22 protein-coding genes are annotated in these 24,768 nt (G+C 63.2%); 10 read left to right on the top strand and 12 right to left on the bottom strand.

Annotation, left to right across the window (positions count from 1 at the left end):
* The first annotated feature begins 72 nt into the window (after positions 1-72).
* The 5 genes from AC4FWB_RS12275 (at position 73) to rpmG (ending at position 3,397) form a co-directional block, all read left to right on the top strand.
* Complete coding sequence (locus AC4FWB_RS12275; RefSeq protein WP_491026296.1) at positions 73-813, top strand: NUDIX hydrolase; 741 nt, start codon at positions 73-75, stop codon at positions 811-813.
* 20 nt (positions 814-833) lie between these two features.
* Positions 834-2,009 (top strand): MFS transporter, encoded by a 1,176-nt coding sequence (locus AC4FWB_RS12270; protein ID WP_491026295.1) that lies wholly within the window; start codon positions 834-836, stop codon positions 2,007-2,009.
* 202 nt (positions 2,010-2,211) lie between these two features.
* Positions 2,212-2,673, top strand: coding sequence for a YqfO family protein (locus tag AC4FWB_RS12265; RefSeq protein ID WP_491026294.1), 462 nt, complete (start codon positions 2,212-2,214; stop codon positions 2,671-2,673).
* Between the two features lie 36 nt (positions 2,674-2,709).
* Entirely contained in the window at positions 2,710-3,072 is a 363-nt protein-coding gene (locus tag AC4FWB_RS12260) for a YybH family protein (protein WP_491026292.1), read from the top strand.
* 157 nt (positions 3,073-3,229) lie between these two features.
* Positions 3,230-3,397, top strand: a complete 168-nt coding sequence (gene rpmG / locus AC4FWB_RS12255) for a 50S ribosomal protein L33 (protein WP_006201775.1) — start codon at positions 3,230-3,232, stop codon at positions 3,395-3,397.
* A 521-nt stretch (positions 3,398-3,918) separates the two neighbouring features.
* Here the strand turns inward: rpmG and AC4FWB_RS12250 are convergent.
* The gene (locus tag AC4FWB_RS12250) at positions 3,919-5,292 is read right to left on the bottom strand and encodes a PleD family two-component system response regulator (RefSeq protein WP_491026285.1); all 1,374 of its coding nucleotides are present in this window, start codon (positions 5,290-5,292) and stop codon (positions 3,919-3,921) included.
* Positions 5,293-5,313: 21 nt separating this feature from the next.
* A complete protein-coding gene (locus tag AC4FWB_RS12245) occupies positions 5,314-5,685 on the bottom strand; it encodes a response regulator (protein ID WP_027166515.1) in 372 nt (123 codons plus the stop codon).
* 237 nt (positions 5,686-5,922) lie between these two features.
* Between AC4FWB_RS12245 and AC4FWB_RS12240 the strand changes: the two genes are divergently transcribed.
* Positions 5,923-6,222 (top strand): DUF3572 domain-containing protein, encoded by a 300-nt coding sequence (locus AC4FWB_RS12240; protein ID WP_292338769.1) that lies wholly within the window; start codon positions 5,923-5,925, stop codon positions 6,220-6,222.
* On the top strand, positions 6,219-6,872 hold the full coding sequence (locus tag AC4FWB_RS12235) for a hypothetical protein (protein WP_491026283.1): 654 nt from the start codon (positions 6,219-6,221) through the stop codon (positions 6,870-6,872). Before AC4FWB_RS12240 ends, AC4FWB_RS12235 begins: the two co-directional genes overlap by 4 nt.
* 9 nt (positions 6,873-6,881) lie before the next feature.
* Here the strand turns inward: AC4FWB_RS12235 and AC4FWB_RS12230 are convergent, their stop codons facing one another.
* Together AC4FWB_RS12230 and AC4FWB_RS12225 are read right to left on the bottom strand one after the other, a co-directional pair.
* The gene (locus tag AC4FWB_RS12230) at positions 6,882-8,444 is read right to left on the bottom strand and encodes a hypothetical protein (protein WP_491026281.1); all 1,563 of its coding nucleotides are present in this window, start codon (positions 8,442-8,444) and stop codon (positions 6,882-6,884) included.
* Positions 8,445-8,546: 102 nt separating this feature from the next.
* Entirely contained in the window at positions 8,547-9,122 is a 576-nt protein-coding gene (locus tag AC4FWB_RS12225; protein WP_491026280.1) for a GNAT family N-acetyltransferase, read from the bottom strand.
* A 65-nt stretch (positions 9,123-9,187) separates the two neighbouring features.
* Here AC4FWB_RS12225 and AC4FWB_RS12220 point away from each other — a divergent pair, with 65 nt between their 5' ends.
* The gene (locus AC4FWB_RS12220; RefSeq protein ID WP_491026279.1) at positions 9,188-10,516 is read left to right on the top strand and encodes a DNA polymerase IV; all 1,329 of its coding nucleotides are present in this window, start codon (positions 9,188-9,190) and stop codon (positions 10,514-10,516) included.
* A gap of 27 nt (positions 10,517-10,543) precedes the next feature.
* On the opposite strand, the gene AC4FWB_RS12215 is transcribed toward AC4FWB_RS12220, so the two are convergent.
* Complete coding sequence (locus AC4FWB_RS12215; protein WP_491026278.1) at positions 10,544-11,050, bottom strand: hypothetical protein; 507 nt, start codon at positions 11,048-11,050, stop codon at positions 10,544-10,546.
* Between the two features lie 204 nt (positions 11,051-11,254).
* On the opposite strand from AC4FWB_RS12215, the gene AC4FWB_RS12210 reads away from it, so the two are divergent.
* Positions 11,255-12,136 (top strand): DMT family transporter, encoded by an 882-nt coding sequence (locus AC4FWB_RS12210; protein ID WP_491026277.1) that lies wholly within the window; start codon positions 11,255-11,257, stop codon positions 12,134-12,136.
* 74 nt (positions 12,137-12,210) lie between these two features.
* Here the strand turns inward: AC4FWB_RS12210 and AC4FWB_RS12205 are convergent, their stop codons facing one another.
* The 7 genes from AC4FWB_RS12205 to AC4FWB_RS12175 all read right to left on the bottom strand — a co-directional run bounded on the left by AC4FWB_RS12205 (position 12,211) and on the right by AC4FWB_RS12175 (position 23,356).
* Positions 12,211-13,908, bottom strand: a complete 1,698-nt coding sequence (locus AC4FWB_RS12205; protein WP_491026276.1) for an ArnT family glycosyltransferase — start codon at positions 13,906-13,908, stop codon at positions 12,211-12,213.
* 159 nt (positions 13,909-14,067) lie between these two features.
* Positions 14,068-14,616 (bottom strand): class I SAM-dependent methyltransferase, encoded by a 549-nt coding sequence (locus AC4FWB_RS12200; RefSeq protein WP_491026275.1) that lies wholly within the window; start codon positions 14,614-14,616, stop codon positions 14,068-14,070.
* A gap of 77 nt (positions 14,617-14,693) precedes the next feature.
* On the bottom strand, positions 14,694-15,206 hold the full coding sequence (locus AC4FWB_RS12195) for a GtrA family protein (RefSeq protein WP_491026273.1): 513 nt from the start codon (positions 15,204-15,206) through the stop codon (positions 14,694-14,696).
* A gap of 5 nt (positions 15,207-15,211) precedes the next feature.
* Complete coding sequence (locus AC4FWB_RS12190) at positions 15,212-16,162, bottom strand: glycosyltransferase (protein WP_491026271.1); 951 nt, start codon at positions 16,160-16,162, stop codon at positions 15,212-15,214.
* 43 nt (positions 16,163-16,205) lie between these two features.
* Entirely contained in the window at positions 16,206-17,426 is a 1,221-nt protein-coding gene (locus AC4FWB_RS12185; protein WP_491026270.1) for a glycosyltransferase, read from the bottom strand.
* 293 nt (positions 17,427-17,719) lie between these two features.
* Positions 17,720-21,244: a DNA polymerase III subunit alpha gene (gene dnaE / locus AC4FWB_RS12180; protein ID WP_491026268.1), complete on the bottom strand. Its 3,525-nt coding sequence runs from the start codon at positions 21,242-21,244 to the stop codon at positions 17,720-17,722.
* A gap of 99 nt (positions 21,245-21,343) precedes the next feature.
* Positions 21,344-23,356 carry an acetyl-CoA carboxylase biotin carboxylase subunit gene (locus AC4FWB_RS12175; protein WP_491026267.1) on the bottom strand — a complete coding sequence of 671 codons (2,013 nt, stop codon included), beginning with the start codon at positions 23,354-23,356 and terminating at the stop codon, positions 21,344-21,346.
* 268 nt (positions 23,357-23,624) lie between these two features.
* Between AC4FWB_RS12175 and AC4FWB_RS12170 the strand changes: the two genes are divergently transcribed.
* Positions 23,625-24,752 (top strand): S-(hydroxymethyl)glutathione dehydrogenase/class III alcohol dehydrogenase, encoded by a 1,128-nt coding sequence (locus AC4FWB_RS12170; RefSeq protein WP_491026266.1) that lies wholly within the window; start codon positions 23,625-23,627, stop codon positions 24,750-24,752.
* Positions 24,753-24,768: the final 16 nt, after the last annotated feature.

Below are 24,768 nucleotides of genomic sequence, written 5' to 3'. Positions count from 1 at the left end.
TCCGAGGCTGGTGCAAAGACAGGAACCCGCAAGCCACTTTCGCATTCGAGAAGTTTCCGCTAGGTCGAGCCCATGGAAGGAATGACCAAGGCGGATGTCGATAAGCTCGATAAAGGCTTGGCCGTGCACGGCGGCCGGCCGCTTCGTCCGCGCGATGCCGCAACTTTGATTCTGCTCGACCGGAGCGGCAGCGACGTTCTGGTGCTGATGGGCCGGCGCCATGCCGGCCACGCTTTCATGCCCGGAAAATTCGTCTTCCCCGGCGGCCGCACCGACCCTGCCGACAGCCGCATCGCGATCGCCGCCCCGTTGCACCGCGAGGAGGAAACCAGGCTTGCCAGCGGCCCCGGCCGCGCGAGCACCGCGCGGGCGCGCGCCATCGCCTTGTCGGCGATCCGCGAGACCTACGAGGAAGCCGGCCTGCTGATCGGCCGCAAGGGCCCGTTCGCGACCGCCAAGCGCGACTGGCAGGGTTTCGTCGAACACGGCGTGACACCGTCGCTGGACGCCTTGCGCTTCATCGCCCGCGCCATCACCCCGCCCAACCGCGTGCGCCGCTTCGACACCCGCTTCTTCAGCGCCTGGCGCGAGGACGTCGCCGTGGAATTGCCGGATGGCGGTCCAACCAACGAATTGGAAGAGCTCGTCTGGCTGCCGCTCGCTGAGGCGCGCAAAGCCGACATTCCCGACATTACCCGCATGATCCTGGAAGAACTGGAAAAGCGGCTCGCCCACGATCCCTTGCTGCGTCCGGGCGGTGCCGTGCCGTTCTTCCGGCTGATCCGAAACCGCTTCGTCCGCGAAGTCCTTTAGAAACAGAGCATCCATATCCCATGACGGTCGATACCCAGCAAAAGGGCGACGAACGCGTACACTGGCTGCCGATGATCGCGGCGATCTCCTCGATCAGCGTAGTCGGCATCGCCATCGGCCTCGGCATGCCGCTGCTCAGCGTCATCCTCGAAACGCGCGGCCACTCGGCCTCGATGATCGGCCTCAACACGGCGGTCGCCGGCCTCGCCTCGATCGCCGGCGCACCGCTCGCCACGCCGCTCGCCATGCGGCTCGGCGTCGCCCGGACCATGCTTTTGATGATTGCCGCCGGCGCGCTTGCCTTCGTCGGCTTCCATTTCGCGCCGGCCTTCTGGATGTGGTTCCCGCTGCGCGTCGCGCTACACATCTCGCTGACGGTGCTGTTCATCCTGTCGGAATTCTGGATCTCCACCTCGGCGCCGCCGCATCGCCGCGGCCTGGTGCTTGGCATCTACGCCACGGTGTTGTCGCTGGGCTTCGCCGCCGGTCCCTGGCTGTTCGCCCATCTCGGCTCGAGCGGCTTCCTGCCGTTCGGCGTCACCATAGCGCTGGTGACGCTCGCCGCCATTCCGGTGCTGGCAGCCCGCAACGAGAGCCCGGCGATCGTCGCCGACGGCGAAACCAGCCATTTCCTGCGCTATATCTGGCTGGTGCCGACCGCGACCTTCGCCGTGCTGGTGTTCGGCGCGGTCGAGACCGGTGGCTTCTCGCTGTTCCCCGTCTATGGCAACCGCATCGGCTATTCCGAGACCGACGCCGCGCTATTGCTGACCATGATCGGCCTCGGCAATGTGCTGTTGCAGATCCCGATCGGCATGATCAGCGACCGCGTCTCCGACCGCCGCTACCTGCTTTTGGCCTGCGCCACGGTCGGTCTCATCGGCACCGTCTTCATGCCTTTCTTCGCCCAGAATTGGCACCTGATGGCGGCGCTGCTGTTCGTCTGGGGCGGCGTGGTCGCCGCCATGTACACGATCGGCCTTGCCCATCTCGGCTCGCAGCTCTCCGGCCATGAGCTCGCCTCAGCCAACGCCGCCTTCGTGCTCTGCTACGGCGTCGGCATGGTGATCGGCCCGCAGGCGATCGGCATCGGCATGGACGCCTTCGGCCCCTCGGGCTTCGGCTGGTCGCTCGCCCTGTTTTTTGCCGCTTATATGCTCCTGGTCTTGGTCCGGCTGGTGCGAAAGATTCTCTAAAGCGCGTCGCGATCTTTCAGATTCGCTCCATGCGCTTTAGGTTTTTGATTTTGCGCATGTCTTATCCCGAAACCGGTTCCCACTTTCGGGAGACATGCTCTAGCCAGAAATACCGCAGGGCATAGGGCTATGCTGACATCACCGTGTCAGTAGGGCTCCTGCTATACCTCGCTCCAACGCAGGTATAGCGAGGAGAGATCGTATGATCGACAGCGGCTTTGAAACCAAATCCCTCAGGATGGAACTGCTTCTGCTCGTCACCTTCCAGGCGCCGGCTGCCGATGTCGAGCGCATCATGGAGGCCGTGGTGGCGATCGCGCCGCTGCGCATGGGCGAATATGACAGCAATGCCTACCAGTCGGCGCAAGGCATAGAACGCTACCGGCCGCTGGAAGGCGCCGCGGCAGGCGCCGAGATCGAATTGCGCCGGCGGCCGGGAACGGTCGAAGTGTCGTTCGAACTACCCGACGACCAGGGGCTTGCCGCGCGCGTTGTCGAGGCCATATTCCAGGCTCACTCCTATCAGGAGCCGGTCATCCGCATCCAACCGCTGCTGACCAGCCGTTCCAAGGGCCTCGACGACCGCGCCAATCCGAACCGCTGGTGGAACACGACAGGCGACTGGAAGACGGCGCCGCGGCTGGAAACGATCGCCGCCGAGTGACATCGGAACCGAATTCGCCGTCGGAGGAAGTCGCCTATGAATGACGAGGCAGACCGCGAGCCGGCACGCGATCCTCAGGATCTGGCGCGGTTGTTGGTTTGTCGCGAGCAGGCGGGAGACGCCGAAGGAATGGCGGCCCTCTACGAGTCCAATGCAATCCTCGATATAGGCGGCGGACAGTTGGCCCGCGGCAGGGACGCTATCCGCGCGTTCTACGCTGAGTTGGTGGCAGCCGGGCTGAGGTTTGAGCTTGGAGATCAGCGCCCGGCTATCGTCAACAGAGATTTGGCGCTCACTTCCACGCGCCTTCGCAATGGCACCGTGACTGTGGAAATTGCCCACCGGCAGGGCGACGGGACATGGCTGTGGGTGATCGATCAGCCGTCGATCCTCCCATGAGCCACGGCTCAGCACTCGAAGCCAAGACACCGCCAGAAGCCCCTCGGGCTTGACTTTCCGGGCGCGTTCTTTATGTGTCGCGCCAAGTTTCCCGCGTCCGGGTGTTTTCCCCGTGCTCCAGCGGCCAAAACTCCACGAACATTAACGGACGAACATCATGGCCAAAGCCGCAAACATCAAGATCAAGCTTCTGTCGACCGCCGACACCGGTTTCTTCTACGTGACCAGCAAGAACAGCCGCACCAAGACGGACAAGCTGTCGTTCCGCAAGTACGATCCGGTCGCCAAGAAGCACGTCGAGTTCAAGGAAACCAAGATCAAGTAATCTGGTTATCCTGAGACGCCGAAACGCCGCCCCTCGGGGCGGCGTTTTTGTTTTTTCATATCTTGAAAAAAGGGGGCCGGTCGGCGGTTGGCAGCGGTACGAGGAGGCCACTATGTGCCAGCGCCGGCCGGCCGACCCCACGGACCCAGGAGATGCGGCGGACCTGAGCATCATGGGGTATTTTTCGGATCGAGCCGGGCAGTCTACCCTCGTGCCGGCTTCGTCTTTGGTCTATGCGAAGCAGATTTGCGCAAGAACGTATGAAAATCAACCATTTCTTAACCACGGCTCGCGAATCGCTTGGGTTAAGGTAAATTCCTAACCTTGCCGGATGACCGGATATTAGCTGCCTCTACAATGCATATCGCTCAAAAGTATGTGGCGGTTTTGAGAAAACGGCCTGCATAAATCAAAAGGCCTAGGACGCGTCGCCTGAATCCGTTTCAGCGCAACGCGCTTCAAAGCGTGTCTCCCGAAAGTGGCAACCGGTTTTGGGACGATCTGAAAGATCGCGACGCGCTTCAGGCGGCCTTGGCGACAACCCGGTTGCGGCCGCCGCTCTTGGCCTCGTAGAGCGCAAGGTCGGCACGCTTCATCAGAGCCGCGACCGTATCGGCTCCCTTCAGCACCGACGACACGCCGACGCTGACTGTCACTTCAATCGTCTTCCCTTCGGTTCCGATTGCAAATGGCACCTGTGCGATCTCGGCGCGGATGCGTTCGGCCACCTTCTCGGCAATCAGCCCATCGGTGTCCGGCATGACCACGACGAACTCCTCGCCGCCGAATCGGCAGGCGAGATCGATGCCGCGCACATTCTTGCGCAGCCGCCTGGCGAACTCGCGCAGCACGTCGTCGCCGCCGTCATGGCCATGGGCGTCGTTGATGGATTTGAAGCGGTCGAGATCGGTGATCATCACCGACAGCGGCCGCCGCCGCGCCACGGCGCGGTCGAACAACGTCTGCAGGTGGCTGTCGAGGTAGCGGCGGTTGTGCAGACCGGTCAGTCCGTCGGTCACCGCCATCTCGATCGTCTGGGTGACGCTGGCGCGCAACTGGTCGTTGTAGCGCTTGCGCCGCACCTGCGTGCGCAGGCGCGCAGTCAGCTCGTGCTGGTCGATCGGTCGCGTCAGATAGTCGTTGATGCCGAGTTCGAGGCCGCGGATGATTCGGCCCTCCTCGCCTTCATCGGCCAAAAGGATGATCGGCAGGAAACGGGTGCGGTCGAGCGAGCGCAGTTGCGAGCAGAGTCTCAGCGCATCGAAGTCTGCGAAGGCCGTCGAGATCAGCACGCATTCATAGGGCGTTTCGGCGGCCTGGAAGAAGCCGGCATTCGGATCGGTGGCGACATCGATCTGTGCGCTGTTGCGCAGCATCTTCCGGATGCGCTCGATCGATGACTTGCGCTCGTCGATCAGAAGCACCTTGGGCTTGGTGTCTTCCGTCGCGAAGTTGCGGCTCAAAAGCTCCTCGATGCCGATGTTGCGCGTGGTCGAGGCGCGCAGGCGCAATTCGTCGGTCAGCGACTTCAGCCGGACCAGGCTCTTTACCCGCGTCATCAGCTGCAGATCGTTGACCGGCTTGGTGAGGAAATCGTCGGCGCCGGCCTCGAGGCCGCGCACACGGTCTGACACCTGGTCGAGCGCGGTGATCATGACGACCGGAATATGCGAGGTCGCCGGATCGCTCTTCAGCCGCTTGCAGACCTCGAACCCGTCCATGCCCGGCATCATCACGTCGAGCAGCACGACGTCGACCTTGCCGTTTTCGCAAGTCTCGATGGCGTCCGGGCCGTTGCCGGCCGTCAGCACCTCGAAATATTCGGCCAGCAGCCGAACCTCCAGCAGCCGCACGTTGGCGGGGATGTCATCGACGACGAGGATCCGCGCGGTCATCTCAAAGGCTCCGGCTCGGCATCAGGCATCGCCCAGATAGGATTTGATCGTCTCGATGAAGCGCGGCACCGAGATCGGCTTGGAAATATAGGCCTCGCAACCGCCCTGGCGGATGCGCTCCTCATCGCCCTTCATCGCGAAGGCGGTGACGGCGATGACCGGGATCGAATGCAATTCGTCGTCTTCCTTCAGCCATTTGGTCACTTCCAGGCCCGACACCTCGGGCAGCTGGATGTCCATCAGGATCAGGTCCGGCCGGTGCTGGCGCGCGAGGTCCAGCGCCTCCAGGCCGTTGCGCGTGCGAACCGTCTCGTAACCGCTGGCTTCGATGAGGTCCCGAAAGAGCTTCATGTTGAGCTCATTGTCCTCGACGATCATGACCTTCTTAGCCATCAATTTCCCGTCCCGACCGCCTTCGAGCCGAAGACTGTCGTCATGCGTCCCTTCCGGATCGCACCCAACCCTTTTTCACTCTACGCCAATATCATTGACGAAACGGAAACCGGACGTTGGAAAAGCGCCAGGATTCCATCTGCGGGTGCAGGGGCTGAAGCGGCCGAGACTTGCCGCAAGCGACGCTTGCCATTACTGCGGAGGAAAGACTCACATCCACATCAGCAAAAGGTAATGATGGCGAACGCAGCGTCAATGCGCGAGGAGGCGGAAACCCTTGCCGTCAGGGCGTTAGGCTTCGTCGCCGCCGATCCGGAGCTTCTGCCCCGCTTCCTGGCGATCACCGGCATCGAGGCGCATTCGATCAGAAGGGCGGCTGAGGAGCCGGGCTTCCTCGCCGGCGTGCTGCAGTTCATCCTCGCCCACGAGCCGACGCTTTTGCGCTTCGCCGAGGAGACCGGCACGCCGCCGGCGGCTATCGGCAAGGCCTTGCGGGCGCTGCCGCTCGGCAATGACGACCACGAGCGCTCGACATGAGCGACGATCCCGAAACCGCGCGCCAGATCGAGGAGTTGGCCGCCGACGACCGGCCGCTTCTGGTGCTCGACGTCGACGACGTCGTGCTCGAGTTCGTCCGACCCTTTCCGCATTTCCTGAAAACGCGCGGCTTTCGGCTGACGCTCGCCTCCTTCCGCCTGACCGGCAACATCGCCGAGACGGCATCCGGCCGGCTGATCGAGCAGGCCGAGGTCACGGCCCTTCTCGGCGATTTCTTCAATACCCAGGCCGATTGGCAAAGCATCACTGACGGCGCCGCGGAAGCGCTGGCGACACTCGGGCGGCGCGCCGAGATCGTGCTCCTGACCGCCATGCCGCACAAGCACCGCGCCGTGCGCCGGGCGCATCTCGACGCGCTCGGCCTGAACTACCCGCTGCTGACCACGGAAATGGCGAAAGGGCCGGCCATTGCCAAGCTGCGCGGCGCCAAGGGCAGGCCTGTCGCTTTTGTCGATGACCAGCCCTCCAATCTGATATCGGCGCGCAACTCGGTCGCCGACGCGCACCTCTTCCATCTGATGGCCGACAATACGTTGCGCGCCTTCCTGCCACCAACGCCGGACGACATCGTCGCCGTCGACAACTGGCGCGAGGCGGCGCCGAAGATTGCAAGCGCGCTGGGGCTTTAACGCGAACGTTCAGGGCTGCAGTTTTGCCCCTGCCCCACCATTGTCGCCCCCACCGGAGCCGTCATCCTGGCCGGCGCCGTCATTCAGGTCGCCGCCGCCATTGTCGCCGGTGCTGTCATCCTGGATGGCATCGGCAGGCTTCAGCATGGCGCCATTGACCGTGACCGAACCGTCGGCCTTGGCATTGACGACCCACTCCAGCCGGCCGTCAGGCAACGTCTTGCCAAAGCCTTTGACGGCGAGCGCGAAAGGGAAAGCCTGCGCCATTTCCTGGTCGCTCTTGGCGCCTTCCTGCAGGGCAGCCACGATCTTGTCGTAGCCGGCGACATCGACGGTCACGGTCGCATCCGGCTTCTTGCCCGGAAACGTCATCTCGCCTTCCATGGCAACCTCGATGTCGCCGTTCTTCACCGTGCTGTGCCCGAGGACGAATTTGGGCGTCTTGGCCAGGAAATCGGCGACCAGGGCGTCGCCGAACTCTTCCGACAGCGGCGGATTCTTATTGAGATCAAAGGCTTCGATCGCCTTCTTCGCCATGGTGTCGAGATCGATATTGGCGCCGCCGAAGTTGAGGTCGACATCGGTCGGCAGCAGCGCGACGCTCCAGCCGGGCAGCATCTGCTGCGGGATCGTCAGGCCGGAGGCCTTGATCGCGTAGTCGACTTTACCGTTCTGGGAAACGCCGTCCATGCCGAACGCAGTGCTGAACTGCTTCGCCCCGAATTTGCCGAAGGGGCTCTCCACCTCGAAATCCTTGAAGCCGTAGTTGCCGTCGATCCTCTCCCACACAGGCAGCGCGGCCTGCAGAAGCGTCTTGAGCTCCGCCTGGTTCGCCTTGAGCTTGGCTTCGTCCTCATTGGCCACGGCGAAGGCAAGCAGGTCGAGCAGCGGCTTCGTCCGCACGCCCTTGCCGTTTGCATCCACCGACAGTTCCGGCGTTTTCAGCGTGATCGGAAAATTCATTCCGCTGTCGGGATCGTCGATCTTGATCATCTCGACGAAGCTCGAGACTTTCTGCATCGCCGTGAAGTCGACGCCGCCATTGGCCGACTTGGTGGCGGCAACGGTCGCAGTGCCGGCTCCGGCGGTGACGTCCGCCTGCTGCTTGGCCTCCCGCGACGTCATCGTCATGCCGGCCATTGAGCTCGCGCCGCTGGTGAAAGCGGCCAGGTTCGGATCGTAGACAGCGGTGCCCTTGCCGTCCTTGACCGTGAGCTGCATGCTTTGCGGACCTTCCGGCCCGTTGAATTCGAAGGACATGCTTTGCGAAAAATCCGAGGCGACGTCCCAGGATCCGTCGCTGCGCGGCTTCACCATCAAGGCATAGGGCGCCAGATCGAATTTCAGCGGCTTCTGGTCCGGCAAGGCATTGACCAGCGCCTTGATATCGACCGTTATTTTGTAGGCGTCGCCCTCGGCCGAGACCTTGAGCACGCCCTTGTCGAATGCCTGCTTGCCGAAATAGCGCGCCAGATTGTCGGAGAGCTGTTTCGCGCTCTGGCTGTCGACCGTCTGGGCGAAGACTGGCGTGCAGAACGCAAGAGCTGCAACAACTGGCAAAATACGCTTCACGTCGGTTCTCCGTTCTCGGAAGGCGAAAATCGTTTCGTGCTTCTGGTAGGAAAGAAGCGTTACAGCCGCAAGACGGCGACTGTAAGCCAAAACCTCAAGTCGCTAAAGCACCAGCCGCATCAGCGGCCGGCCGGGCTTGCGCTCCAGAAGCCTCTCGAAGCCTGCCTTCTCGAACACCCGCGACGAGCCGACGAACAGTCCGATCGAGCGCGAATCGCGCGACAGGTCGATCGGGCACGCCTCCAGTAGCCTGGCGCCGTTGTCGCGGGCAAAGGCGATGCCGCCGTCGACGAGGCGATGGGTGATGCCCCTGCCCCGCGCCTTGACGCGGATGAAGAAGCAGGAGATCGCCCAGACGCTCGCGTCGCCGGCGTCGGCCGGATCGACCGGCGCCGAGCCCCTGCCCTGATTGTTCCACTCGGGCACGTCGGCGCGCGGGCCGATCTGCATCCAGCCGACCGCCTTGCCGTCCTCGAAAGCCAAAAGCCCCGGCGGCGGACCGGCTTCGATACGCGCCTTGATGTGGTCTTTGTTGCGCTCGCGGTCGCTGGCGCGGCGCTCTGCCGGCGTCAGCCGGAAATGCGTGCACCAGCAGCCGTAACAGGCGCCCTGCTTGCCGAAGAGATCCTCGAAATCGGTCCAACGCTCTGGCGTAAGCGGCGCTATGGTCGTGCTCATGCGTTCTCCCCAGGCCAGCCTTGTTGCCGGCCTTGCGCTGTCGTACCATTGCGTTTGTTCTCTTTATGTTCGCAGCAATGGCGGCTCCTGTCAATAATCCCGAACACGGTTTCTGCCGCGACTGCCTGGCTATGCAGCGCAGCGAGACGCGCCGCTGCGAGCGCTGCGGCAGTCCGCGTCTTGTCCGTCATCCCGAGCTTTACCGGCTGCACATCGCCCATATCGACTGTGACGCCTTCTACGCGGCGATCGAAAAGCGCGACAATCCGGCGCTGAAGGACAAGCCGGTGATCGTCGGCGGCGGCAGGCGCGGCGTCGTCTCCACCGCCTGCTACATAGCCCGTATCCAGGGCGTGCGCTCGGCGATGCCCATGTTCAAGGCGCTCGAGGCCTGCCCCGAAGCCGTGGTCATTCCGCCCAACATGGAAAAATATGTCGGCGTCGGCCGCCAGGTGCGCGCGCTGATGCTGGCGCTGACGCCGCTGGTCGAGCCGCTTTCGATCGACGAGGCATTCCTCGACCTCGCCGGCACCGAGCGCCTGCACGGCATGCCGCCGGCGCTGGTGCTGGCGCGCTTCGCGCAGACGGTGGAAAAGGAGCTCGGCATCACCGTCTCGGCCGGGCTCTCCTACTGCAAATTCCTGGCCAAGATCGCGTCCGACTTCCGCAAGCCGCGCGGCTTCTCTGTCATCGGCGAAGCAGAGGCGCCGACCTTCCTCGCCGGGCAACCGGTGACGCTGATCTGGGGCGTCGGCAAGGCGCTGGCCGCGACGCTGGAGCGCGACGGCATCCGCACCATCGCTCAGCTGCAGCGCATGGAGCGCGGCGAGTTGATGCGCCGTTACGGCGTCATGGGCGACCGGCTCTACCGGCTTTCGCGGGGCGAGGACGACCGCCGCGTCGACCCCGACGGCGACGCCAAGAGCGTCTCGGCCGAAACCACCTTCGACACCGATATCGCCTCATTGGCCGAACTGGTGCCGGTGTTGCGCGGCCTGTCGGAAAAAGTCTCGGCGCGGCTGAAGAAATCCGGCATTGCCGGGCGCACCGTGGTGCTGAAGTTGAAGACGCAGGATTTCAAGCTCCGCACCCGCAACCGCCAGCTTGGCGATCCGACACGGCTGGCCGACCGCATTTTCCAGACCGGGCTCGACCTGTTGCGTCGCGAGGCCGACGGCACGAAGTTCCGCCTGCTCGGCATCGGCGTCAGCGATCTCTCCGACGACGGCAAGGCCGATCCGCCCGACCTGGTCGACGTCCAGTCCCGCAAACGCGCGCTGGCCGAAACCGCCATCGACGAGCTGCGCGACAAGTTCGGCAGGAAGGCCGTCGAGACCGGCTACACCTTTGGCAAGGGCCGTGCCGCCAATCCGCCGGAACCGCTCGAGGAGTGAGACCGGCCGGCATTCATGCAGACTTGATCAGCTGCGCTGCAAGTCGATCCGGCTGGTCACCATGGTCTTGCCGGTTTTCGGATCGGTGTCGGTCACCGTCAGCCGCATGCTGTCGCCGCCGGTCTTTTCGACGGTCAATTGCGCCTTGCGATCGCCGTTGACCTCCTTTGCCCAACGGATGCCGAGATTGAGCGCGTTGCCCGAACGGCGCCCGTTCAACTGCGCCGGTCCGGTACGCGAGCCGATATAGACGCCGGTATAGCCCGCGCCTTTGGCTTTGAGATCGGCGCTGATCGCCCGCGTCATCAGGATGAGGCCACGGCATTTGCCGTCGAGCGACAGCGAGGTCGAGGTGGCGCCGGACTTGAAGGTGCAGGAGATATTCACCGTCGGCGCGTTGGCGCTCACCTTGAGGGTGCCATTGCCGGCGAAGCTGCCCTGGAACGAGCGCAGGAAATCGGCATCGTCGGCGCGGGCGTCAACCATTGTCGCCGTCAGGCAGCCGGCGAGCACAAACAGCATCATCGATTTCATTTGAAGTCTCCCCCTAGGCATCGGACGTGCCAAAGCTTGCGGCACTACGACTCGAACGCCTGCGACCGCCGCAGGTTCCGCCTTCAACATGACTGTTTTTTAACGCCGCTTTTCAACGCCGCTTTTTGACTCAGCGGGGGCTGGCCCAGTCGAATGCAGCGACTAGCGGTTGCGGTCGAAGGTCCGACTTGCGAAATAGCGCGCATGGCACCCGCTCCCTCGATCACCAAGGCCGCGCTCTGGATGGCGTTGTCGATCGCCTCGTTCCTGGCGATGTCGGTCGCCGGGCGCACCGCGACGGCCGCGCTCAATGTCTTCCAGGTGCTGGAGCTGCGCTCGGTGATCGGCTTTTTCATCCTGCTGCCGCTGGTGATGACCGGGGGCGGCTTCAGGGCGATGCGCACGGAGCGCCCGCTCGCCCACGTCGCCCGCAACCTCGTCCACTATGCCGGCCAGGCCGCCTGGCTCTATGCGCTGACCTTGATTCCGCTGGCGGTGCTGATCTCGATCGAGTTCACGACCCCGATCTGGACCGCGATCCTGGCGGTGAGCTTTCTCGGCGAAAGGCTGTCGCGGCCGAGGCTGACGGCGATCGTGCTGGGCTTGATCGGGGTGGTGATCATCGTGCGCCCTGGCGCCGGCTCCATCGATCCCGGCCATCTCGTCGTGCTGGGGGCCGCGATGTGCTTCGGCGTCTCGGTGGTCATGGTCAAGTCGCTGACGCGAACCGACAGCGTCGTGCGCATCATCTTCTGGATGCTGATCATCCAGTCCGCGGTCGGCCTCGTCCCGGCGCTCTACGTCTGGCGCAACCCGGCGTTCGAACTCTGGCCGTCGATATTCCTGGTCGCCTTTACCGGCATGTCTTCGCATTACTGCATGGCCCGCGCGCTCAGCCACGCCGATGCGACCGTCATTTCGCCGATGGACTTCCTGCGCGTGCCGCTGTCGGCGCTGATCGGCTGGCTGCTCTACAACGAGCAGATCGATATCTTCACCGCAGGCGGCGCGGCCTTGATCCTGGCCGGCAACCTGCTCAATCTGCAGCGTAAGGCACCGCGGCCGGCAGAGATCGCCACTTCGTAAGTCAGTTGCCTGGTTTGGTCGCTTACGATCCGACAGGCTGCCATCACTGCTCCGTCGATCGAGCAGCACTCGGTTCAGTCATAGACATTGGCAAACAGAGAATTGTCGCTGCCGGATTTGAAATGGCCAGCGTACGAACCCGTTGGCAAAAGCAACGCTTCGCCTGAGCTGTTGCGCAATGTCACCGTCTTCGGTCCGGTCGAAAATTGAAATGGCGGGTCAAGCACTTTGCCATCGACCTCGACCTGGCCCTGCAACGGCGCCCCTTCTGCGCTATAGAGCGTATAGCTTCCAGCAATGGGAACATCGAAAATCTTCCTCTCACCGGGAGCAAGACGGTAGCCAGCGATCCAGAGGTTTGGTGCCACTCTGACGTAGCTGTTCAAAATCAGCGGCGCGACCACGGGATAGATATAGTCCACCCGGTAAGACCACAGGATCACCTTCGGCCGAGACTTGCTCAGGACGCTGTACGCCTCGGAGTGCCCGCTTTCCCGCAAGGTCGCGAGCACGTAGTGTTTGTCGAGCCACAAGGTTGTTGGCTCCATCCGATTGGGCAGCATTCCTATGCCGTCGAAATACCGCTCACCCGGTGCGAGCAACGACTCTGCGCGCGCTACCAGTTCAAGTTGGGCCGCATTGTCGAAGCGAAAGTAAAGCAGATTGACAACGAAACTGATGGCCATCGCCGTGGCGAGCGCGATCCACGCAACGCGCAGGTAACGCACGCGGGTTGCAAGGCCGTCGAGCAGTGTCAATGACCATAGCGACATGAACGGCAGCGCCATGATGAACACGTAGGGCCACGGCTGGTCGTGCGCGAAGACCAGCACCGTGACGACGATCGAGAAGATCAGCGCAATTCGCCGTCGCTCGTTGAGCTTCATGATCTGCATCAGAGACAGAGCCATGCCGGAGAAGCAGAAGACATAGAGAACATAGTTGCGCGCGAGCGTCTGCAACACGAAGCGCCGCAGCCCCCCGTAGTCACCGCCGCCGCGCATCGCGATCTCAAGCGGGCCGAATAGGAGGCTCTTGGCTATGGGAACAGGGTCGGCGCCGCCGAAGATGAAGCAATAGGCGACTATGGGAACAGTCCATCCCAGCACGAGCCATGCGCCGCGGGCGATGCCTGCCGCGTAGCGTCTCGTCAAAGCCGCGTCGGCGACCAGGCCGAGCCCAAGCGCAAGATTGAAGTAGATTGATTTCTGCGTCGCGAGGAATGACAGGCCGCTCAAGGCGCCGGCAGCGACAAGCGGCCATGCCCTCAATTCGCGTGCCCGCAGGACGACCAGCAGCGCCGCCACGGCGAAGAACACCGCCAGCGGTTCGGCGATGGTGCGAAAGATGCGCTCCATGAAATTCGAGAAGCAGAGGAGGACAAGGACGATGACCAATGCACGGATCCGATCCTCTCCTAGCGATCGAGCACACAGGTAGACGAAAGCAATGGTTGCGCATGCCAACAGCGCAGCCTGCATACGACCGACAAGCAGAATGGATGTGGCATCCCAACCGATCAGATGTGCAATCTCATAGAAGATCGCATAGCCGACCGCCTTGGCGTGCCAGACAGTACCGAACAGGCCGTTGGAGAAATATTTGGCCCATCCGAGTTGGACGAATTCGTCCATGACGAAGCGAGCTTTCCAAGCCAAGGTGAAGAGCAAAATGATCTTGAGCGCGATCAGGACGCCCAGAAATATCGTTGCCTGGCGCTGCCCGAGACCAAATAGCTGGCTTGATCCGCGTCCAAGTTCTTGCGTTTCCAAGATGCCCCCAAACCGGCTCAGGCAGAGCCACCCGCACCCCTCGCAGCGCAGCGACCTCGCGCCCTTATCGCCATTCCGGGCCGCCGCTCCGTCCGCAAACAACGAATTCGATGACGCCGCTCCCAGGAAGAGGTGAACGCCGGCATTCCCGTTCAGAGCCTACCAACTCAACACTTCGCAATAGTTCGGCCGGTCCGGTACGGCCGATGCTCTCTGCGCCTTTGGGAAATACCGTCGCGCCATGGCAGCGAAGTCCGAGCGTGAAAACAGCACCACATGCTTGTCTCCGGTGATGTGCCAGTCCGAAAGAAGCGACAGCATGGCGCGTACTCCTCCCGGCTCAACGTCCTTCAGGATGATCTTCCGGCAGGCCCAGCGTTCGCAGCTTTCGGCCAGTGATTTGAAGAACGCGTCGCGCTGATCGACCGGCACATGATGGATGACGTCGCAAATCGTGACGGCATCATAAAACCCGGTCACGTCGGTGAGATAAGTCGCGGGCAGAAGTTCGACCCTTGCTCGATTTGCATCGCTCAGGAATGTGCCGACCGAGGCAGCTGGGTCGCACATCGTCACCGCAAGGTCAGGGCGTCGATTTAAAAGCCGCTCGACAAGGGCGCCGTCACCGCCGCCGATGTCCAGGATCTTCGCTCCGTTCGGCAATTCGCCATCGAGAAAATCCGCTATTTTGTCGAGGTTGACGAACACACGGCGATAGACATTGCCAACCGGCTTGAAATGGCGGCCGAGAACCCTGCGCGCGACCTGACCTGGTGCCGACATTCTTATTCCCCGTTTCCTATTGATTGCTGTTTCGCCGGGCGGGAGGGTGCCGTCGGCAGGGGTACGGGCCGCAGATAGAGCCGCGGCAGGATGGCCCAGTGCGCAGCGATAAAGTTCCACACGAATAGAGCGACGGTTGCAATCGGAGTCGCAACCGCAACACTAAGACTGAGGCCGGAACACAGAACGATCATCATGGCTGTCGAGATCGGATAGGCCGCGGCCACGCCTCCTGCGAAACGCGCGAACGCCTTCAAACGAAGAGGCTCGGCAAAGGTGAACCGGCTGTGCAGTGCGTATCCGAGGGGCGTCACGGCCATGAATGAAACCACGGTGCCCAGCAGGTAGTGCCCTCCTACTCGATCGACCGCAATCATGATGGCGTTATGCGTAATGGCGCACACCAACCCCACCAGCATATACCGCCACCCTCGTTCCAAAAGCGGTCGTTCGGCGGCAACCGCATGGCGCTTGCGCTCCACCTGCTCGCCGGAGTTCATGGCAGGGCTGGGCATTGGCGTCAGAAAGCCCCTGTCAGTTTCGCGCGAAGTCGGCACACGGCACGCTCACGCAACCGTGAGTCGCGCAAATAGCGCCTCATTCCGATCGGCCCGAGCGACAGTACGACACCGGCCGCACGAACCAAGGCCTTCAGGTTGCCGCCCGACGCAGCGGCCAGTGACACGTTGACACTGATCGACGCCCTGGCGGCAGGCCCTATCCTGCGGCGGCTGCTCGCCGGAAGCCGGGTTAGATGGCGCTCCAGAACAATCTGCATTTGTGATCGGAAATCACTCGCATCACGGGATCCGGTTACAGTCAGCGAACTACCGTGAACCCGAAAGGCCGTCGTGATCTCGTCGTGATAGATTACCGGTCCAGTACCGGCCAGCTTCGCCCATACGTCCCAATCCGCCGTATACCAGAGTTTTTCATCCACCCCCCCGCACGCCAGCCATGCGCTTCGGCGGAATATCGGAGCGGGCACCGAGACAAAATTTTGCACGAGCAGCCGTTCTAGCAGGAATTCGGCTTCGAGCATCTCATCAGCCGGCAAGGGACAGTTCCAACGCCCCATTCGCCGGCCGTAGCGGTCAACGATAGCGGTCGGGGCCAAATGGAGCGCGGCTTCGGGCGCATCCGCGAGCCAGCGGCGAACGGCCTCGACGCGCCCGGGCAACCACAGGTCGTCTGATGGGAGTATGCAGACATGATCGGCCGCCGCTAGCTCGACGCCAAAGTTGGTCTTCGTCTGCCACTGTCCGAGGTCCCTTCGCTGAAGCAGCCGAAGGGGCAATCGGTGGACAAATCGCTCAACAACGGCTGCGGTGGCGCTCGTCGGACTGCTGTCGATAATGATTATCTCCAGGCCGCCGGTCGGCTCGGCGGCCAGCGAGTCAAGCGTCGCGCCGATCCATGCCGCTCCTTCGTGGACCGGCATGACGACGGACAGAAATGGCTTTTCGATCACGCGGCTACCTCCCCGAGCTTCCGCTCGGAAGCCAGTCAAACGGTCAGCACGCACGCCTGCCGTCCAGGTTATCAAGCAGCAACTTGAGCACAAAGCCGGACAGCACCATCGACATCCCGGCCACGCAGGCGGTGGTGATGACAAACGTCAGGTGCACCGACTGCTCCATCGGGCCGCCGACCAAAATCCAATGCAAGGCTAGCAAGACGTCCGCGACAAAGCCCCCCGCCGCGAGCATGCCACCGGAAAAGACCAGCCATTCCAGTGGGCGGCCGCGCATCAGCCAGGGCACGATCCGGCCTCCGTGGCCCGGGTGATAGATAGCGATCGCCACCTTAGCCAGCATGCCGAAAAGGATCGCCATAAGGCCAATCAGCGTCGCCGTTGCGGAGAGCGCGACGAAGTGAATTCCGAAATACCACCCACCGATCCGGACAGGCCCCGCAGCGAGGACCGCAAGGCCAGCAATGCCGGCCACCAGCAAGGTCGCTCCCGGTATGAGATAGATGGCATTGGGCGCGTGGGCCACGATCAGCCGCAGGTGCCGCCACCCGTCGCGGAATGAACGCAGATGAGGCGGGCGACCGCGCTTGTCCGGATAGAGCTTGATCGGCACCTCGCGGATCACGAGGCCTGCACGATGCGCGTTTATGACCATCTCAGAGGCGAATTCCATGCCAGGCGAGCGTGCGCCCATCCTGCGGAACGCTTCCCGGGTGAATCCTCGCATGCCGCAATGAAAATCATGTATTGGAGAATGATGAAGCCAGCGGGCAATCGTTGAGAGCACCGGATTTCCGAGATACCGGTGCAGCGCAGGCATCGCGCCAGGCTCGATACCGCCTGCGAAGCGATCACCCATAACCAGTTCGGCCCCCTCCTCCAACGCGTCGATGAAGTCGCCAAGGCTGCTCCAGTCGTAGGAATCGTCCGCATCCGCCATGATCAGATACTTGCCTCGCGCAGCTTCAGCCGCCGCGCTTATCGCCGCGCCATATCCCTTGACCCGTTGGTGCACGACACGCGCGCCGAGGGACTCGGCAATCTCAACCGACCGGTCGCTTGATCCATTGTCCCCGACGACGACCTCCCCCTCGATGCCGCGCTTTTCAAAGACATCAAGAGCCTTGCGGATGCAGATGCCGAGCGTACGCTCTTCGTTCAGGCAAGGGATAATCGCCGACACCAGCGGCCCCTCCGCGTCGTCGGCGCGCTGGCCATCGGGATCAGTCTGGACTATCGCGAAATTCGACTTGTCGACCATCGTGCCCTCGCTCCTGCCCAATCGCCGGCCTAACTGACAACTTGGGCAAACGCCCCCCAACATTTCCGCAGCCTGGCTGCAACACTAGCAAGAACAAGTTAGTCAAAGATATACAATGCCATACGCCGTTGCGCGAATGGCGTGGTTTGGCGAGTACTTGGTGGGAGCAGGGTGCCTGAATTAGCGGCGACGCCCCGCGCTAAGGCATTCCAGAAAAGCTGGCACCGGTTTTCCAGGAAAAGCGTGCACCGGTTTTCCGTCCGGAATTGCGCGAAAACAAATAGTTGAGGCGCCTACACCAGTTCCACTTCGACGACTCCCGGCACCGCGCGCATGGCCGACGCGACCTGCGGCGAGATGCGGTAGCGGTTGGGCAGTTCGATCTCCACCTCGCCCTGACCGGCTTCCTTGATCAGGACGAAACTCACCTGGCCCTCGCCCTTCACGGCAAGCTGGTTGGCGAGGATGTTGATAGGTTGGGCGTCCCGCACGAAGATGCGCAGCGCCTTCTGGATGCGGCTGGCCTCGTCCTCCAGCGACTGCACGGTCTGGATGCGCAGATTGATACCTTCCGGCCGGTCTTCCGCCTGGACGGTGATGACCACCGAGCGGCCGGGCTCGAGCATGTCGCGATATTGCGCCAGGCCCTCGGAGAACAGCACCGCTTCGTACTGGCCCGTCGTGTCGGAGAACTGCACGACGCCCATCTTGTTGCCGGTGCGGGTCTTGCGCTCCTGCTTGGTGGTGACGGTGCCGGCGAGCCGCCCGGCCGCGGCGCCGCGTTTGACCGCAGCCGAGAATTCCGCCCAGTTCTGCACCCGCATTTTTTGCAGCGCGGCCTTGTATTCGTCGAGCGGATGCGCCGAGAGGTAGAAGCCGACCACCTGGAACTCGCGGTGCAGCTTGTCGGCGGCAAGCCAGGGATCGGCCGCCGGCAGGTTGAGCGCCTGCGACTGGGCGCCGAGCGAAGCGCCGAAAATGTCGGCCTGGCCGGAGATGGCGTTCTGCTGCGCCAGCGAAGCCAGCCCCATCATCCGCTCCACGCCGGCCATCATCACGGCGCGGTCATGCCCAAAGCAATCCAGCGCGCCGGCCATGATCAGGCTTTCGAAGACGCGCTTGCCGACGATCTTCGGATCGACCCGCTCGCAGAAATCGGCGAGGCTCTTGAACGGTTTTTCGCCGCGCACGGCCACGATATGTTCGACCGCCGCGTCGCCAACGCCCTTGAGCGCCGCCAGCGAGTAAAAGATCTTGTTCTCGCCGACCTCGAAGGGACGGAAACTGGTCATCACCGACGGCGCCGCCACCTCGATGCCGAGGCGCATCGCGTCCTGCCGGAAATCGGCCAGTTTGTCGGTGTTGCTCATGTCGAGCGTCATCGACGCCGCCAGGAATTCGACCGGGTAGTGCGCCTTGAGATAGGCGGTCTGGTAGGAGACCACTGCGTAGGCGGCGGCGTGCGATTTGTTGAAGCCGTAGTCGGCGAATTTGGCAAGGAGGTCGAAGATGAAGTCGGCCTGCGGCTTGCCGACGCCGCGCTCGACCGCACCCGTCACGAAGCGCTCGCGCTGCTTGTCCATCTCGGCGCGGATCTTCTTGCCCATGGCGCGGCGCAGAAGGTCGGCTTCGCCTAGCGAATAGCCGGAAAGCTCCTGCGCGATCTGCATCACCTGTTCCTGGTAGACGATGACGCCTTGCGTCTCCTTCACCAGATGGTCGATCTTGGGATGGATCGAAGCCATCTCCTCCTCGCCATGCTTTCTGGCGTTGTAGGTCGGGATGTTCTCCATCGGACCGGGGCGGTAGAGCGCGACCAGCGCGATGATGTCCTCGATGCAGTCCGGCCGCATGCCGATCAGCGCCTTGCGCATGCCAGCGCTTTCAACCTGGAACACGCCGACCACCTCGCCGCGCGACAGCATGGCGTAGGTGTCCTTGTCGTCGAGCGGAATCGTCGCCAGATCGATGTCGACGCCGCGCCGGCGGATGAGTTTCACAGCCGTTTCCAGCACCGTCAGCGTCTTCAGGCCGAGGAAGTCGAACTTCACCAGCCCCGCCTGCTCGACATATTTCATGTTGAACTGGGTGACCGGCATGTCCGAGCGCGGATCGCGGTACATCGGCACCAATTCAGACAAAGGCCTATCGCCGATGACGATGCCCGCGGCATGCGTCGAGGCATGGCGATAGAGGCCTTCGAGCTTCTGCGCCGTGTCGAGCAGCGTCTGCACGATCGGCTCCTTCTCCGCCTCCTCGGCGAAGCGCGGCTCGTTGGCGATGGCATCCGCCAGCTTGACCGGGTTGGCCGGGTTCTGCGGCACCATCTTGGACAGCTTGTCGACCTGGCCGTAGGGCATCTGCAGCACGCGGCCGACGTCGCGCAGCACGGCGCGCGCCTGCAGCGTTCCGAAGGTGATGATCTGGCCGACCTGGTCTCGGCCGTATTTCTGCTGGACGTAGCGGATGACCTCCTCGCGCCGGTCCTGGCAGAAGTCGATGTCGAAGTCCGGCATCGAGACGCGGTCGGGATTGAGGAAGCGCTCGAACAGCAGCGAGAAGCGCAGCGGGTCGATGTCGGTGATGGTGGTCGAGTAGGCGACCAGCGATCCGGCGCCCGAACCGCGCCCCGGCCCGACCGGAATTCCCTGCGATTTTGCCCATTTGATGAAGTCGGCAACGATCAGGAAGTAGCCCGGGAACTTCATCTTCTCGATGATGCCGAGCTCGAATTCGAGCCGCTCGCGATATTGCTCGACCGTATAGCCTGGCGTCGGTCCGTGCGCGGCAAGCCGCGCCTCCAGCCCTTCGCGCGCCTGGAGCGCAAGTTCCGCTGCCTCCGCCTTCTCGGCCGCGTCCTTGTCGGCGGCGTCGGCGCCGGTGAAGCGCGGCAGGATCGGGCTGCGGTTCTTCGGATAGTAGGAGCAGCGCATGGCGATCTCGACCGTGTTGTCGATCGCTTCCGGCAGGTCCGAGAACAGCCGCGCCATCTCGGCCTGGCTGCGCAGAAAATTGTCCGGCGCAAGCCGCCGCCGGTTGTCGGCGGCCACCACCGAACCTTCGGCAATCGCAATCAGCGCGTCATGCGCCTCATAATCTTCGCGCTTCGAGAAAAAGGCCTCGTTGGTGGCGACCAGCGGCAGCTCGTGGGTGTAGGCAAGGTCGACCGTCGACTTCTCGACCATGCGGTCATAGCCGGAGACGCGTTCCAGCTCGACATAGAGACGGTCTGCGAACAGGCCTCTGAGAAAGAGCAGCCGCTGCTCGGCTAGGTCGCGGCGGTCCGCCTTGAGCGCGCTGCCGATCGGGCCGCGCGGGCCGCCGGTCAGGCAGATCAAGCCATCGCAACGGCCTTCCAGCATGGCGCTGGTCAGATGCACCAGTTCGCCGGGCGGCGTCTCCAGATAGACCTTGCTGATCAGCCTGACCAGATTGGCGTAGCCCGCCTCGCTGGCGGCGATCAGCACGATCGGCGCCATCCCGGGACCGTGCCGGCGGCGGTCGCGCTGGGCTTCGCTTGCCTCGCCGGCAAAGGCAAGATCGACCTGGCAGCCGATGATCGGCTGGATACCGTCCTTGACCGCCTTCTGGGCGAATTCGAGCGCGCCGAACAGATTGTTGGTGTCGGTCACCGCGATTGCCGGCGCCTGGTCCTTGGCCGCGTGGCCGACGATGGCGCCGAGCTGCAAGGCGCCTTCGAGCAGCGAATAGGCCGAATGCACGCGCAGATGGATGAAGGTCCGCGCCGGCGCTTCCGGTTGCGCGGCCTTCACGGCTGCTTCGCGCTGCAGCGGGTCGCGTGGGAGTTCATCGGCCATGGGGCTCTTGTCGCTCGAAAGGACTCAACATCAGTGCAGATGTATTGTCCGGGAGCGTGTGATGCGAGTCCAGCCGCCACCTGTGCACAGTAAAGCCCGTCAGGCGAATTCCATGATCACCGCGTCGACCGCCAGGCTGTCGCCGGGCTTGGCGTTGAGCTTGGCCACGGTGAGGTCGCGCTCGGCGCGCAGCACGTTTTCCATCTTCATCGCCTCGACCACGGCGAGCGTCTCGCCGGCTTTGACCTCCTGCCCCTCCGCGACCGCGATCGAGACGACGAGGCCCGGCATCGGGCAGAGCAGCATTCTCGAAGTATCCGGCGGCAGCTTTTCCGGCATCAGCCTTTCAAGCTCCGCCGTGCGCGGCAGCATGGCTTGAGCCGTCACCGACATGCCTCTCCAGGCGATGCGAAGGCCGTTTAGCACCGGTCGGACCTGCGCCGCGATCCGGTTGCCGCCGACCGTGCCGTGCCAGATCGCGTCGCCCGGCCGCCAGTCGGAGGCGACCGTCAGCGGCTTGCCACTGTCGATCGACAGGTCGACCTCCATCGGGATCGAAACCATTCCGTCGACAATGCCCACGCCGAGATAGTCCGTGCCGATCTTCACCACCCAGTCGCGCTTGAGATGGCCCGAATGCGGCGCCAGCCGTCCGCTGAGGCGGTCGAGCCGGTCCCGGCGCAGCAGCTCGATCGCGGTGGCGATCGCGGCGAACACCGCCCTCTCCTCGCTGTCCGGTTCGACTGGCGCGAAACCGTCCGGATATTCCTCAGCGATGAAGCCGGTCGACAGCCGCCCTTCCCGCCAGCGCGGATGCTGCATCAGCGCCGAAAGGAACGGAATGTTGTGCTCGATACCGTCGACGACGAAGCTGTCCAGCGCTTCGGACATGGCGTCGATCGCCTCAAGTCTCGTCGGCGCCCAGATGCAAAGCTTCGCCACCATGGGATCATAAAACATCGAGATCTCGGAGCCTTCGGCGACACCGGTGTCGTTGCGGATCACGATGTCGCCGAACGTGCCTTCTTGCGGCGGCCGGTAGCGCGTCAGCCGGCCGATCGACGGCAGGAAGTTGCGGAAAGGGTCCTCGGCATAGAGGCGGCTTTCCACCGCCCAGCCGTTGAGCTTCACGTCGCCCTGCTTGATGCCGAGCTTCTCGCCGGCGGCAATGCGGATCATCTGCTCGACAAGATCGATGCCGGTGACGAGCTCGGTCACCGGATGCTCGACCTGCAATCTCGTATTCATTTCAAGGAAATAGAAGTTCTTGTCCTTGTCGACGATGAACTCGACCGTGCCCGCGCTCTGGTAGTCGACGGCCTTCGCCAACGCCACGGCCTGCTCGCCCATGGCTTTGCGTGTCTTGGCATCGAGGAACGGCGACGGCGCCTCCTCCACCACCTTCTGGTTGCGGCGCTGGATCGAGCATTCGCGCTCGCCGAGATAGAGCGCATTGCCATGCGCGTCGGCCAGCACCTGGATCTCGATATGGCGCGGATCGACGACGAATTTTTCGATGAAGACCCGGTCGTCGCCGAAGGAGCTTTTCGCTTCCGAGCGCGCGCGCTCAAAACCGTCGCGCACTTCCGCCTTGCTCCAGGCGATGCGCATGCCCTTGCCGCCGCCGCCGGCCGAAGCCTTGATCATGACCGGATAGCCGATCTCGCCGGCGATCTTCTCGGCATGGTCGGCATTTTCGATGACGCCCGGCCTGCCGGGCACGGTCGAGACCTTGGCCTGGCTGGCGAATTTCTTCGATTCGATCTTGTCGCCCATCGCGCGGATCGCCTTGGGCTTCGGCCCGATGAAGACGATGCCCTCCTTCTCCAGCGCTTCGCAGAAGGAGGCGCGCTCGGACAGAAAGCCGTAGCCCGGGTGCACGGCTTGAGCGCCGGTCTCCTTGCAGGCGGCAATGATCTTCTCAGGCAGGAGATAGCTCTGCGCGGCGGGCGATGGGCCGATATGCACCGCCTCGTCGGCCATTTCGACATGCACGGCATCGCGATCGGCGTCCGAATAGACCGCCACCGTGGCAATCCCCATCTTGCGCGCCGTCTTGATCACGCGACAGGCGATCTCGCCGCGATTGGCGATCAGGATCTTCTTGAACATTCGGGTGTCGTTCCTCCGGCGAAGCCGTCCAGTTCTATGGACAATTCCGGCGCGTCTCAAGTGTCTGAAGCCCCTGCCCTCGGCGCCTGATGCCGATTGCAGAAACCGCGCCGAAAAACGTCGCAAGAGACGTTGGCCGCCACCGCCGAACTCGGTAGAGTGGCGGCGGTGTATGACAAATGGCAGGCGGTACTCGCCTCGCCGGGCAAGCTTGGCAGCCTGCCTGCCATAAGCTGAAACTTGAAAATTGCCTTGGGAGGAATGCCTCATGAAAACGCGTGCCGCAGTTGCCGTTGGCGCCGGAAAGCCGCTGGAGATCATGGAGGTCGACCTCGAGGGACCGCGCGACGGCGAGGTTCTGGTCGAGGTCAAGGCGACCGGCATCTGCCACACCGACGAGTTCACGCTGTCGGGCGCCGATCCGGAAGGCATCTTTCCAGCGATCCTCGGTCATGAGGGCGCCGGCATCGTCGTCGATGTCGGCAAGGGCGTGACCTCGGTCAGGAAGGGCGACCACGTCATCCCGCTCTACACGCCCGAATGCCGGCAGTGCCCGTCGTGCCTGTCGCGCAAGACCAATCTGTGCACCGCCATCCGCGCCACCCAGGGGCAGGGCCTGATGCCCGACGGCACCTCGCGCTTTTCGCTCAATGGCGAGAAGCTGTTCCACTATATGGGCTGCTCGACCTTCTCCAACTTCACCGTGCTGCCCGAGATCGCGGTCGCCAAGGTCAATCCCGACGCCCCCTTCGACAAGATCTGCTACATCGGCTGCGGGGTGACCACCGGCATCGGCGCGGTGATCAACACCGCCAAGGTCGAGCAGGGCGCGACGGCGGTCGTCTTCGGCCTCGGCGGCATTGGCTTGAACGTCATCCAGGGGCTTCGCCTTGCCGGCGCCGACATGATCATCGGCGTCGATCTGAACAACGACAAGAAGGCCTGGGGCGAGAAGTTCGGCATGACGCATTTCGTCAATCCGAAGGAGATCGACGGCGACATCGTGCCTTACCTGGTCAACATGACCAAGCGCGGTGCCGACCAGATCGGCGGCGCCGACTACACCTTCGACTGCACCGGCAACACCAAGGTGATGCGCCAGGCGCTGGAGGCCTCGCATCGCGGCTGGGGCAAGTCGGTCGTCATCGGCGTCGCCGGCGCCGGCCAGGAGATTGCGACCCGGCCGTTCCAGCTGGTCACCGGGCGCAGCTGGATGGGCACCGCCTTCGGCGGCGCACGCGGCCGCACCGACGTGCCGAAGATCGTCGACTGGTACATGGAAAAGAAGATCCAGATCGACCCGATGATCACCCATACGCTGACGCTCGAGGACATCAACAAGGGCTTCGACCTCATGCATGAGGGCAAGTCGATCCGGAGCGTCGTGGTTTACTGAAGCAAAGCCACCGGCC

The organism is Mesorhizobium sp. LEGMi-168a (genome assembly GCF_058312955.1).
Note: the sequence above shows the minus strand (reverse complement) of the source record. Positions and strands in the feature narration are given on the sequence as shown.